The sequence below is a fragment of the Stenotrophomonas sp. ZAC14D1_NAIMI4_1 genome, assembly GCF_003086775.1.
Taxonomy (GTDB): domain Bacteria; phylum Pseudomonadota; class Gammaproteobacteria; order Xanthomonadales; family Xanthomonadaceae; genus Stenotrophomonas.
The window spans coordinates 4453554-4465976 of the sequence record NZ_CP026001.1 but is presented as its reverse complement, the minus strand read 5'-3'; the positions used below and the strand labels follow the sequence as shown (position 1 = coordinate 4465976).

Genomic DNA, 12423 nt, shown 5'->3' with positions numbered 1-12423 from the left:
TGGCGGGTAAACCAACCTGAGGGGAGCTGGGCATGGGTGTGATCAGTCTGTTGTGGGGCATCGTGGCGCTGTTGTGGATGATCCTGGCCCTGATCCCGCTGCTGGGCTGGGGCAACTGGTTCCTGATCCCGTTTGCCGCCGTGGGCGCGGTGGTCGCTGCGCTCGGCATCCTCTTCACCCACCCCAGCAAGCGCGGCCGCGCCAAGACCGGCCTGGTCCTGAACGGCATCGTGGTGCTGGTCGGCATCGTCCGCCTGAGCATGGGCGGTGGCGTGATCTGAGCAGCATGGTCTGAGCAGCATGTTCCGGGTCGCGGCCGCGGGTGCGACAGGGCGTCGCAGGCCCCCGGCCGGGCGCCGGGCAGGGGAGTACAATGCCGGGCTGCGCGAGCCCCCCGCGTGCCTGTGAAACCGCGCCTGGCGCGGCTGCCCCCATGATCATTCGTTCCCGTCCCCACGGCTGGCAACTGCTGTACATCCTGCGCGGTTCCATCGTGCCGGCCATCGCACCGAAGGTGCTGGCCATCCTGGTGCTGTCCATCGCGGTGGCCGCGGTGGTGGAACTGGCCCCGCCGTTCGGCATCGAGCGGGTCTCGGTCACCCCGTTCACCCTGCTTGGCCTGGTCCTGTCGATCTTCCTCAGCTTCCGCAACAGCGCCTGCTATGACCGCTGGTGGGAGGGCCGCAAGCTGTGGGGCCAGCTCATCTACGAATCGCGCTCGCTGGCGCGGCAGGTACACCTGCTGCTGGCCGATGACAGTGGCCGCCGGCGCCGCATTGCCTACCTCACCACCGCCTTCGCCCATGCGCTGGCTGCGCGCCTGCGCGGGCGCATCGTCGCCCTGGTGGCGCTGCCGTGGCTGGACAAGCCGCAGCGCGAGCAGCTGGCCGAGCGCGAGAACGTGCCCGACGCGCTGCTGTCGATGATCGCCGCCGAACTGGCCCAGGCGCTGCGCAGCGGCGAGCTGGAGCCGATCCTCTACACCCAGCTCGAAGACCGCCTGCACGCGATGTCCTCCATCCAGGCCGGCTGCGAGCGCATCCTCAGTACGCCGCTGCCGTTCGCCTACACCTTGCTGCTGCACCGCTGCGCGTGGATGTTCTGCGTGCTGCTGCCGTTCGGCCTGGCCAGTTCGCTGGGCTGGGGCACGCCGGTGCTGTCGGCCGTGCTGGCGTATGCCTTCTTCGGCCTGGACCAGCTGGGCGAGGAGATGGAAGAGCCCTTCGGCCTGGAGCCGAACGACCTGCCGCTGGACGCCATGGTGCGCACGATCGAGATCGACCAGCTCGACGCGCTCGGCGAACGCCCCCTGCCCGAACCCCTGCTGCCGCAGGGCTACCTGTTGCAATAGCCACTCCTCGGAGCCTGCCATGCCTCATCCCCATTACCGCCCGCGGCGCATGCGCCATGACGAGTTCTCGCGCCGCCTGATGCGCGAAAACACGCTGACCACCGACGACCTGATCTACCCGGTGTTCGTGCACGAGCTGGCCGGCCGCACCGCCGTGCCGTCGATGCCCGGCGTGGAGCGCCTGTCGATCGAGGAACTGCTGAAGGTGGCCGAAGAGGCGCTGGAGCTGGGCATCCCGGTGATCGACCTGTTCCCGGTGATCGACAGCTCGCAGAAGTCGCTGGATGCATCGGCCGCGTGGGCCGAGGACGGCCTGGCGCAGCGTGCGATCCACGCGCTGAAGACGCGCTTCCCGGAACTGGGCGTGATGACCGACGTGGCCCTGGACCCGTACACCACCCATGGCCAGGACGGGATCATCGATGACAAGGGCTATGTGCTCAACGACATCACCGTCGAGGCGCTGGTGAAGCAGTCGCTGTCGCATGCCGAAGCCGGCGCCGACATCGTCTCGCCCTCGGACATGATGGACGGCCGCATCGGTGCGATCCGCCGTGCGCTGGATGCCGACCACCACCTCAACGTGCGCATCATGGCCTACTCGGCCAAGTACGCCTCGGCGTTCTACGGCCCGTTCCGTGATGCGGTGGGCAGCGCCGGCAGCCTCGGCAAGGCCGACAAGAAGACCTACCAGATGGACCCGGCCAACGGCGACGAGGCCCTGCGCGAGATCGCGCTGGACCTGGAAGAGGGCGCGGACATGGTGATGGTCAAGCCGGGCATGCCCTACCTGGACCTGGTGCGCCGGGTGAAGGAGACGTTCGGCGTGCCGACCTTCGCCTACCAGGTCAGCGGCGAGTACGCGATGATGAAGGCGGCCTTCGCCAACGGTTGGCTGGACGAGCGCGCCTGCGTGATGGAGTCGCTGCTGGGCTTCAAGCGCGCCGGTGCCGATGGCGTGCTGACCTATTTCGCGCCGCAGGTGGCGCGTTGGCTGCGCGAGCGCTGACAATAGCGCTCACGACGGACGGAGGAACACGCGATGGGACCGGAAATGGGATGGATGCAATGGCTGATCTGGGGCACCGGCACGCTGGTGTTCGGCGCCATCATCATCGGCGTGTTCATTGCTGCCTGGCGCGCCAGCCGGCGCCCGCCGGAGCAGCTCTCCGCCGCCGCCCACGTCGCCCGTGAGCAGGCCCTGCCGGAAAGCGTGCAGGCCGAACTGGCCGCGCTGAACCGCCGCAAGGACAACGGCCAGCTGAGCGAAGTGGAGTACGAGAAGCAGCGCGCGCAGGTGCTGGCACGCTGACGCCTGCATGGCCCGGGGTCGGATCCCTTTCCGCAGGAAAGGGCTCTGACCCCATCGCGGGCGTCATCCACGCACGGCGTGGATCTACCGCACGCACCCGGCCACGGCCACCACCTTCGGCACCGCCAACCGGTACACATCCACGCCACCGGCGCGCGGTGCCTTGGCGGCACTGCTGGCCACCATCATCTCGCCCGGCTTGGCGTTGTCGACCACCGGTGCGCTGGTCCAGCCGCTGGTCTGGTTGAACGACAGCCCCAGCGGCTGCAGCGCCGCCCCGGTCCAGGCGCAGGCACTGGTCAACACCTGCGCGGCCTCGCCATTGCCTCGGCTGAACACCACCGCGCCGTCGTTGCCCAGCCAGTCGCCGCCGGTCTCGTCGGCAGCCGTGTTGAGGCCGGCCAGCGCCACCGCGGCGCCGCGCACGCCCTGCGCATCCAGCGGCGCCACGAACAGATCCCAGCCCGCGCCACGGCCCTGGTCGCGCGCGAACAGCAGCCGGCGGCCATCGGCGCTCAGGGCCGCGCCGCGCTCGGCGCGGGTGCCGTCCCTGGCAGCCAACGCCTGTGCGCGGCCCACGCTGCCATCGGCCGCCACCGGTGCGCGGTACAGCGCCAGCGCGCCTTCGCGGCCGGCAGCGAACAGCAGCCAATGGCCATCACGGCTGAAATAAGGATCCAGCGCCTGCCCGGCCACGCCCACCGGCAGGGCCTGGGCCTGCTGCCAGCGGCCGTCCACCACCCGTGCCTGCCACAGCCCCCAGCCGGCCTCGCCACGGCGGGCGAAGACGATGCGCTGGCCGTCGGCACTGATCGTCGCCCGGCCCTCCTCGGCGCGGGTGGAGACCACGCCCATGCCCTCGATGCCGTACTCGTTCAACGCCATCGCCACGGGGGCAGAGAGTAGACTGGCGGCAAGCACCAGCAGGGTCGGGGTGATGCGCATCATCCGGGTCCTTGCACGAAAGTGCACCAGTCTAGCCAGCTTGAGGATTCCATGACCGATCGTTACGCCGTCTTCGGACACCCCGTTGCCCACTCGAAGTCGCCGCTGATCCACGCGACGTTCGGTCGCCAGGAAGGCATCAGCATCGACTACCGCGCGATCGACCTGGCCCCGGATGCATTCCTGGCCGGGCTGGAAGCGTTCGCCGCCGAAGGCGGTGTCGGCGCCAACGTCACCTCGCCGCACAAGGAAGCCGCGTTCTCGGTGTGCACCACGCTGACCGCGCGCGCGCGCCGCGCCGGCTCGGTCAACACCCTGCTGCGCAAGGGCGACCGCTGGCACGGCGACACCACCGATGGCATCGGCCTGGTGCGTGACCTGACCGACCGCCACGGCCTGGACCTGCGCGGCCGCCGCGTGCTGCTGATCGGCGCCGGTGGTTCGGCACGCAGCGTCGCGCCGGCGCTGCTCGATGCCGGCATCACCGAGCTGGTGGTGGTCAACCGCACGCCGGAACGCGCCGACGAACTGATCGATGCCATGGGCGAACCGGGCCGCGCGCTCAGCCGCTACTGGGAAGACCTGCGCGATCTGGGCGATTTCGAGCTGATCCTCAACGCCACTTCGGCCGGCCGCGACCGTGACGTGGAATTCAAGCTGCCCCTGTCGCTGGTCAATTCGATGACCACGGCGGTGGACCTGAACTACGGCGAGGCGGCCATCGCCTTCCTGGCCTGGGCGCGCGCGGCCAACTGCCGCAATACCGTCGATGGCCTGGGCATGCTGGTCGAGCAGGCCGCCGAGAGCTTCCTGCAGTGGCACGGCGTGCGCCCGCAGACCGACGAGGTCTACCAGCAGCTGCGTGCCGGTGCCGGCGCGTTTGCCGGCCAGGACTGATCGATGGACAGTTCCTCGCTGCTGCTGAGCGTGCTGAGCATGATCGGCGTGCGCCTGCCGGTGCTGATCGCCCTGTGCGTCGGCCTGGTCTGGGTGGTGGGCGCGCCGCGTGATGCGGCCCGCAGCGGTGCGCTGGCCGGGCTGGTGCTGCTGCTGGTGGCCAACCTCGGCGGCGTGGTCGCCAACGTGGTGCCGCTGTGGCTGGTCAGCAGCGGCGATTTCACCGCCATCTCGGCGATGAGCGCAGTGCTGGGCGGTGTGCAGTTCGTGCTGTCGCTGCTGACCGCCTTCGGCATCGTGCTGATCGTCTGGGCCCTGGTGCGCGTGCTGCGCCAGCGCCCGCCGCTGCCGCCTGCGGCAGGCCGGTAGCGCCGGGCCATGCCCGGCGGGCGCCGCTTCTGCCCCGGCCCCATCCGGCCATCCAGCCCATGACCGCCACCCCCCGACGCCGCTGACCCTGTTCAGCGCACGCGCCTCGGTCCCGGTGGCCGGCCATGCGACAATGGCCGGCCTGATCCAGCCACGGTAGTTCCCGGCGTGACCGAAACTGTCGCCGCCCCGCGCAAGCTCGATGACGCCTTGAAGGACGCGATCCGCAAGGCGTACACGACGCTGCAGGCCAACACCCCCGGCTTTTCCACCCGCCGCTCGCAGAGCCAGATGATCGGCGTGGTGTCGCGTGCGCTGTCCACCAGCGGTGGCGTCGGCGTGGTCGAAGCGCCCACCGGCGTCGGCAAGAGCCTGGGCTACCTGACCGCGGGCGTGCCGATCGCCCTGGCCAGCAAGAAGAAGCTGGTCATCAGCACCGGTACCGTGGCCCTGCAGTCGCAGTTGGTCGAGCGCGACATTCCCAATTTCCTCAAGGCCACCGGCCTGGAAGCGACCGTGGCGCTGGCCAAGGGCCGCACCCGCTACCTGTGCACGCGCAACGCCGCCGAAGCGCAGGGTGAGGGTGCGCAGGGCGGCATGTTCGAGGACGAAGCGCCGCTGTACGACCGGCCGCTGGCGCCCATCGAAATGGACATCGCCAAGCGCCTGTCCGATGCCTTCACCAGCGGCACGTGGGACGGTGACATCGACAACGCGCCGGAAACCATCAGCCCCGGCCTGCGCAGCCGCATCACCACGCCCGCCTCGGCCTGCGCCGGGCGCCGCTGCGCGTATTCGGCGCAGTGCGCGGTGCTGCGCTCACGCAACACCGTGCGCGACGCGCAGATCGTGGTGACCAACCACGCGCTGCTGCTGTCGGCGCTGTCCATTGGTGACAGCGACAACGGCCAGCCGATGATCGCCGCGCCGTCGGACATGCTGCTGGTGCTGGACGAAGGCCACCACATCGGCAACGTGGCCATCGACCAGGGTGCGGCCAGCCTGGCCCTGGACGAGATGGCCAAGCGCACCGGCCGCCTGCAGATCCTGATTGCCGGCGCCTACCGCGCGGTCGACAAGGACCGCCTGGGCAACCTGCTGCCGAACGAGGCCATCGAAGTGGCCAGCAACGTGGCCAAGCAGCTGCGCGCGTTCCGCGACCACGTGGAAGCGGTGTGGATGCCGGCGCCGGCCGACGAAGACCCGATGTGGCGCGCCGCCAACGGGCGCCTGCCCGAGGCCTGGCGCGAGCCGATCGAAGCGCTGGCCGACGACACCCGCAGCCTCTACAACTGGGCCCATGCCGCCAACGCACAGGTGGCCAAGGGCAAGCCGGAGGATGCCGCGCGCGAGCGCCTGCAGCGCAACCTCGGCATGGCGCTGGAAATGATCGAGCAGCAGTACAACCTGTGGCAGGCCTGGCGCCGCGAGGACAAGGACGGCGCGCCGCCCACCGCGCGCTGGGTCACTGCCACCCGCGACGGCGACCTGGTGCTGCACGGCTCGCCGGTGTCGGCCGCGCACGTGCTGCGCAAGCTGCTGTGGGATGAAGTGGATTCGGTGGTGATGACCTCGGCCACGCTGACCGGCGGCGGCGACTTCCAGTCGCTGGCCATCGACAACGGCATTCCGCCGGAAGCGGAAATGGTTTCGCTGGCATCGCCCTTCGATCTGCCCAACCAGGCCGAGCTGATCGTGCCGAAGTTCCCGGTCACGCCCGATGACCGCGAAGGCCATCCGCGCGAAGTGGCGCGCTACCTCGACCAGGAACTGGACTGGGCCAAGGGCTCGATGGTGCTGTTCACCTCGCGCTGGAAGATGGAGAAGGTGGCCGGCCTGATGTCGGCCGCGCGCCGCAAGCAGGTGCTGGTGCAGGGCGACATGTCCAAGACCCGGCTGATCGACGAACACCTGCGCCGCGTCGCCGCGGGCGAAGGCTCGGTGCTGTTCGGCCTGAACTCCTTCGGCGAAGGCCTGGACCTGCCCGGCGAAGCCTGCACCACGGTGGTCATCACCCAGGTGCCGTTCGCGGTACCGACCGACCCGCAGACCGCCACGCTGAGCGAATGGGTGGAGGCGCGCGGCATGAATGCCTTCAACCTGATCGCCATCCCGCATGCGCTGCGCACGCTCACCCAGTTCGCCGGTCGCCTGATCCGCACGTCCACCGACACCGGCCGCGTGGTCATCCTCGATTCGCGGCTGCTGACCCGCCGCTATGGCAAGCGCATCATCGACGCGCTGCCACCGTTCAAGCGCGTGATCGGCTGACCCCAGCACGAGTATCCCGGCACCGTAACCAACCAGCACAGGTAGTGCCGGCCGCTGGCCGGCAGCCTCGAAGATCGGACTACCATGGCGCGACTGCACGCGCGGAAGGGAGTCAGATGCACGACTGGACCATCATCGCGACCCACAGTGACTGGATCGCCGCCACGTTTGAACTCGTTCTGCGCGATTCAACTCAAACCGAGCGCCGCATGCAGTTCGATGCGGTCGAGCAGGTGATGCTGGACAGGAGTGAGCCGTGGGGACCGAGTGCATCGATCAACGACGTGACGGCGAGCGAAGATCGCGCCGAAGGTCTCATCCGCGTGATGTTTGAGCTGCAGTCCGGCGGTGCGATCCACATTTCAGCAGGGGCGTGCCGCCTGGATGGCGAGCCGTTCGTGATCTGAATGCCGTGCTGGGGTCGGAGCCCATTCTGCGAAAGGGATCCGACCCCACGGCCATTCAATCGCCGAGCAGGGCGGTGTTGCGCACCGCGCCCTTGTCGGCACTGGTCGCCAGCAGCGCGTAAGCCTTCAGCGCACTGGTGACCTTGCGCGGGCGTGCTTCGCGCGGCTTCCAGCCACGTGCGTCGGCGTCGGCGCGGCGCTGGGCCAGGGTGGCGTCGTCCAGCAGCAGGTCGATGCGGCGGGCGGGGATGTCGATGCGGATGCGGTCGCCGTCTTCCACCAGGCCGATCGTGCCGCCGCTGGCGGCTTCGGGCGAGACGTGGCCGATCGACAGGCCCGAGGTGCCGCCGGAGAAACGACCGTCGGTCAGCAGCGCGCACTGCTTGCCCAGCCCCTTCGATTTCAGATAGCTGGTGGGGTAGAGCATTTCCTGCATGCCCGGGCCGCCCTTCGGGCCTTCGTAGCGGATGACCACGACGTCGCCGGGCTGCACTTTGTCGGCGAGGATGCCGGCCACGGCCGCGTCCTGGCTCTCGAACACGCGCGCGCTGCCTTCGAACACGTGGATCGATTCGTCCACGCCGGCGGTCTTCACCACGCAGCCATCAACGGCCAGGTTGCCGCGCAGCACGGCCAGGCCGCCTTCGGCCGAATAGGCGTGCTCGACGCTGCGGATGCAGCCTTCGGCGCGGTCCACGTCCAGCGTGGGCCAGCGCGTGGCCTGGCTGAAAGCCACCTGGGTGGGAATGCCGGCCGGACCGGCACGGAAGAAGTCGTGCACGGTCGGTTCGCTGCTGACCGCTACGTCCCAGCGCTCGATGGCGTCGGCCAGGGTGCGGCTGTGCACGGTCGGCACGCCGGTATCCAGCAGGCCGCCACGCGCCAGTTCACCGAGGATGCCGTACACGCCGCCCGCGCGGTGCACGTCTTCCATGTGGTACTTGGGCGTGTTCGGGGCCACCTTGCACAGCTGCGGCACGCGCCGCGACAGCGCGTCGATGTGGGTCAGGTCGAAGTCCACTTCGGCTTCCTGCGCGGCGGCCAGCAGGTGCAGGATGGTGTTGGTGGACCCGCCCATGGCGATGTCCAGGGTCATCGCGTTGGCGAACGCGGCCTGGGTGGCGATGCCACGCGGCAGCGCGCTTGCTTCCTCGCCGCCGTACCAGCGGTGGCACAGTTCGACGATCAGGCGCCCGGCGCGCAGGAACAGCTGCTCGCGGTCGGCGTGGGTGGCCAGGGTCGAGCCGTTGCCGGGCAGCGACAGGCCCAGTGCTTCGGTCAGGCAGTTCATCGAGTTGGCGGTGAACATGCCTGAGCACGAACCGCAGGTGGGGCAGGCGCTGCGCTCGAACTCGGCGACCTTCTCGTCGCTGGCGCTTTCGTCGGCGGCGATGACCATCGCATCGACCAGGTCCAGCTTGTGCTCGGACAGCTTGGTCTTGCCGGCTTCCATCGGGCCGCCGGAGACGAACACCACCGGGATGTTGAGGCGCAGCGCGGCCATCAGCATGCCGGGGGTGATCTTGTCGCAGTTGGAAATGCACACCAGCGCATCGGCGCAGTGCGCGTTGACCATGTACTCGACCGAGTCGGCGATGATCTCGCGGCTGGGCAGCGAGTACAGCATGCCGTCGTGGCCCATGGCGATGCCGTCGTCCACGGCGATCGTGTTGAATTCCTTGGCGACGCCGCCGACCTTCTCGATCTCGCGCGCGACCAGCTGGCCGAGGTCCTTCAGGTGCACGTGGCCGGGCACGAACTGGGTGAAGGAGTTGGCGATGGCGATGATCGGCTTGTGGAAGTCGCCGTCCTTCATGCCGGTGGCGCGCCACAGAGCGCGGGCGCCGGCCATGTTGCGGCCGGCGGTGGAGGTGCGGGAGCGGTATTCAGGCATGGCTGGCGGAACGGGCGGGCCGTACAACGTGGGGGTCGCTCGATCATGGACAATTTTTTCGGTTGCTGCTGCAACCACCGAAGGTGGCCCGGCAGGGCTTGCAGCCCTGCACCCGCGGAATCAACGTCAAAAGCTGGCCATCCGTGGGATGGCGGGGTGGATCCGGTGGCAGGGGACGCCGTGAACCCGTCCATGGGGGCTTGGTCGCCGCATCCATGCGGCTCACACCCCGGCCACCGGACCCACCCCGCCTCCGACAGTTGGCCGCGACCTGACGGGGTCGGATCCCATCGCGGCGCGATGGGCTCTGACCCCGGTGGTAAACGAAAATGAAATTCCGTTCATCTTTCCTACTTTGCCGATTCCGGTTGTTGGCCCGGATTTGGCATCATTGGGGGAATTGATCCGACTCCGAGGCATGACGCCATGAAGCGTTCCCGCACCACCGCGCTGCTGTTGATGAGCGCTGCACCCCTGCTGTTCACCGCCTGCCAGAAGGAAGAGCAGGTGCAGGTGCAGGAAGGCCTGTACACCTCGGTGCAGGCCTGCACCGAGGCGACGGGCGACCCGTCCTCGTGCCGCAATGCCTTTGCCGAGGCGCAGCAGAAGGCCGCCGATGCGGCGCCGAAGTACGCCAGCAAGGAAGCCTGTGAGCAGGACTACAAGCCCGAGCAGTGCGTGCAGCAGCACACCTCGGCCGGTACCTCGTTCATCGGCCCGATGATGATGGGCTTCTTCATGTCGCAGATGCTGAGCAACCGCGGTGGCCTGGCCCCGCAGGCGCCGGCGTCGGCTCCGGCCTACCAGGACAAGAACGCCGGCTGGGCGCGCCCGGCCCCGGGCGGCACCGGCGGCATGAACACCGCCAGCGGCATCGGCGCGGGCAAGGCCGGCCTGGCCCCGGTCAGCAGCGAGCCGAACCGCGCCGTCACCGCCAGCCGCAGTGGCTTCGGCAGCACCAGCGCCCGCCGCAGCGGCGGCAGCTTCGGCGGCTGATCGACCCATGCAGCGAATTCGCATTGCCGAGCGCGCCCAGTGGCGGGCGCGCGCGGAGGAAGCCGGTTTCCGCTTCCATACCATCGATGGCCAGCCGTACTGGGATGAAAGCGCGTATTACGCCTTCACCCTGCGCCAGATCGAGGTGGACATCGAAGACCCCAGCGCCGAGCTGCACCAGATGGCGCTGGACCTGGTGGGCGATGTCATCGCCAGCGAGCGCCTGATGGACCAGCTGGCGATTCCCGCGCAGTACCGCGACTGGATCGCCGAGAGCTGGCGCCAGCGCCAGCCGCACCTGTACGGGCGCCTGGACCTGGCCTATGACGGCACCGGCCCGGCCAAGCTGTACGAACTGAACTACGACACGCCGACCTCGCTGTTCGAGGCCAGCTTCTTCCAGTGGCAGTGGCTGGAGGACCAGCGCAATGCCGGCCGCCTGCCGCAGCACGCCGACCAGTTCAACGGCATGCACGAGGCCCTGGTCGAGCGCTTCGGCGAACTGGCCGTGCGCCTGCCGCCGCCGCTGTATTTCAGCGCCGTGGGCAGTTCGGACGAGGACCGTGGCACGGTCGATTACCTGCGTGACTGCGCGGCCCAGGCCGGCCTGCAGGGCGAGGCGATCGCCATCGAGGATATCGGCCTGTCCGAGGATGGCCGCTTCACCGCGCTGGACGACACGGTGATCGGCACGCTGTTCAAGCTGTACCCGCTGGAAGACCTGATGGCCGAGGAATTCGGCCGCGCGCTGCCCGGCTCGGGCATCCAGCTGCTGGAACCGGCGTGGAAGGCGGTGCTGAGCAACAAGGGCATCCTGCCGCTGCTGTGGCAGCGCAACGTGGGCCACCCGAACCTGCTGGAAGCGCACTTCGATGACGGCAGCGCGCTGGCCTCGGGCTGGGTGCGCAAGCCGCTGTTCTCGCGCGAAGGCGCCAACATCGAGATGCACCTGGCCGATGGCAGCACGCAGCGCAGCGACGGCCCGTACGAAGGTCCGGCGATCATCCAGCGCGCGCACCCGCTGACTCGCTTCGAAGGCGGTTATCCGCTGGTCGGCAGCTGGGTGATCGGTGACCACGCCTGCGGTATCGGCATCCGCGAGGACGACAGCGCGATCACCCGCGACAGTGCGCGCTTCGTGCCGCACGCGATCGTGGACGAGGCGCCGACGCGGATCTACGTCTGATGGCGGTGCGGCGCGACCGCACCCCGCGGTTTGCCGCGCCGCCGGGTCGCCATCGGGATGATGGCCATGCCCTGTGGCGCTATGCCGACCGGGTGGCGGTGCGCTGCCACCGCTGTGATACGCCGGGCTGGGTGACCGGACCCACCGACTCGCGGCGCTTCCGTTGCCTGGGGTGCAGCGAAGCACTGGACGGCGGTTGCGGCTGCGGTCGCTGCAGGCCCAGTGCCTGGGTGGGGCCGGTGCGCTACAGCGGCTACCGGCCGTGTGGCTACTGCGGCCACAAGTGGGTAAGCGCTGAAGCGCACCGTGCACGCGCGACGGCGCCGCTGCGGACGCTGGCGGCGGATTGCAGCCAGTGCGGCCGCAGCAGTGAGGTGGACGTGACCCTGTCGCGGTGGCGTGGCAACGAAGCCATCGACCCCGATTTCGGCCTGCCGCTGCGGTTGGTGGAGAAGACCGCTGCCGGTCTGCTGTGGGCGTACAACGCCGAGCACCTGCAGGCGCTGCACGACTACGCCACGGCCACGCTGCGCGAAGGCAGCGGGCATCATCGCTCGATGTTCTCGCGCCTGCCCCAGTGGATGAAACTGGCCCGCAACCGGGTGCTGCTGCAGCGCGCGGTGGAGCGGTTGCAACGGCGGTTGCTGCAGGGGTAGTGCCGGCCGCTGGCCGGCAGCTGTCTGCTTTTTCGGTAGATGCCAACCTTGGTTGGCGCCGTGGGTTGTGTGCCAACCAAGGTTGGCACCTACCAGAGCGTTCGCGGGCCGCCGCAACGACACGCCGGGCACGGCCCGG

13 protein-coding genes are annotated in these 12423 nt (G+C 69.2%); 11 read left to right on the top strand and 2 right to left on the bottom strand.

Features of this window, described 5'->3' with window-relative positions; translation table 11 throughout:
- Window positions 1-32 precede the first annotated feature (32 nt).
- The 4 genes from C1927_RS20245 to C1927_RS20230 all read left to right on the top strand — a co-directional run bounded on the left by C1927_RS20245 (window position 33) and on the right by C1927_RS20230 (window position 2663).
- Entirely contained in the window at window positions 33-281 is a 249-nt protein-coding gene (locus C1927_RS20245; protein WP_079224127.1) for a hypothetical protein, read from the top strand.
- 152 nt (window positions 282-433) lie between these two features.
- Window positions 434-1351: a bestrophin family ion channel gene (locus C1927_RS20240; RefSeq protein WP_108747636.1), complete on the top strand. Its 918-nt coding sequence runs from the start codon at window positions 434-436 to the stop codon at window positions 1349-1351.
- Window positions 1352-1370: 19 nt separating this feature from the next.
- A complete protein-coding gene (gene hemB / locus C1927_RS20235; protein WP_108747635.1) occupies window positions 1371-2360 on the top strand; it encodes a porphobilinogen synthase in 990 nt (329 codons plus the stop codon).
- Between the two features lie 33 nt (window positions 2361-2393).
- Window positions 2394-2663 (top strand): hypothetical protein, encoded by a 270-nt coding sequence (locus tag C1927_RS20230; protein ID WP_079224121.1) that lies wholly within the window; start codon window positions 2394-2396, stop codon window positions 2661-2663.
- Window positions 2664-2747: 84 nt separating this feature from the next.
- On the opposite strand, the gene C1927_RS20225 is transcribed toward C1927_RS20230, so the two are convergent.
- Window positions 2748-3611: a PD40 domain-containing protein gene (locus C1927_RS20225; protein WP_108747634.1), complete on the bottom strand. Its 864-nt coding sequence runs from the start codon at window positions 3609-3611 to the stop codon at window positions 2748-2750.
- Between the two features lie 48 nt (window positions 3612-3659).
- Between C1927_RS20225 and aroE the strand changes: the two genes are divergently transcribed.
- From aroE to C1927_RS20205, 4 genes are all read left to right on the top strand, one after another.
- Window positions 3660-4505: a shikimate dehydrogenase gene (gene aroE, locus C1927_RS20220; protein ID WP_108747633.1), complete on the top strand. Its 846-nt coding sequence runs from the start codon at window positions 3660-3662 to the stop codon at window positions 4503-4505.
- Between the two features lie 3 nt (window positions 4506-4508).
- Window positions 4509-4874 carry a hypothetical protein gene (locus C1927_RS20215; RefSeq protein ID WP_079224116.1) on the top strand — a complete coding sequence of 122 codons (366 nt, stop codon included), beginning with the start codon at window positions 4509-4511 and terminating at the stop codon, window positions 4872-4874.
- Between the two features lie 168 nt (window positions 4875-5042).
- Window positions 5043-7145 carry an ATP-dependent DNA helicase DinG gene (dinG, locus tag C1927_RS20210; RefSeq protein WP_108747632.1) on the top strand — a complete coding sequence of 701 codons (2103 nt, stop codon included), beginning with the start codon at window positions 5043-5045 and terminating at the stop codon, window positions 7143-7145.
- A gap of 116 nt (window positions 7146-7261) precedes the next feature.
- A complete protein-coding gene (locus C1927_RS20205; RefSeq protein WP_108747631.1) occupies window positions 7262-7552 on the top strand; it encodes a hypothetical protein in 291 nt (96 codons plus the stop codon).
- A gap of 55 nt (window positions 7553-7607) precedes the next feature.
- Here the strand turns inward: C1927_RS20205 and ilvD are convergent, their stop codons facing one another.
- The gene (ilvD, locus tag C1927_RS20200) at window positions 7608-9446 is read right to left on the bottom strand and encodes a dihydroxy-acid dehydratase (protein ID WP_108747630.1); all 1839 of its coding nucleotides are present in this window, start codon (window positions 9444-9446) and stop codon (window positions 7608-7610) included.
- Window positions 9447-9872: 426 nt separating this feature from the next.
- Here ilvD and C1927_RS20190 point away from each other — a divergent pair, with 426 nt between their 5' ends.
- The 3 genes from C1927_RS20190 to C1927_RS20180 are packed head-to-tail and all read left to right on the top strand — an operon-like array spanning window position 9873 to window position 12284.
- Window positions 9873-10442, top strand: coding sequence for a DUF1190 domain-containing protein (locus C1927_RS20190; RefSeq protein WP_079224108.1), 570 nt, complete (start codon window positions 9873-9875; stop codon window positions 10440-10442).
- A gap of 7 nt (window positions 10443-10449) precedes the next feature.
- Entirely contained in the window at window positions 10450-11628 is a 1179-nt protein-coding gene (locus C1927_RS20185) for a glutathionylspermidine synthase family protein (protein ID WP_079224106.1), read from the top strand.
- Window positions 11628-12284 carry a hypothetical protein gene (locus C1927_RS20180; RefSeq protein WP_108747628.1) on the top strand — a complete coding sequence of 219 codons (657 nt, stop codon included), beginning with the start codon at window positions 11628-11630 and terminating at the stop codon, window positions 12282-12284. The genes C1927_RS20185 and C1927_RS20180 overlap by 1 nt, the downstream gene beginning before the upstream one ends.
- The last annotated feature ends 139 nt before the right edge of the window (window positions 12285-12423 follow it).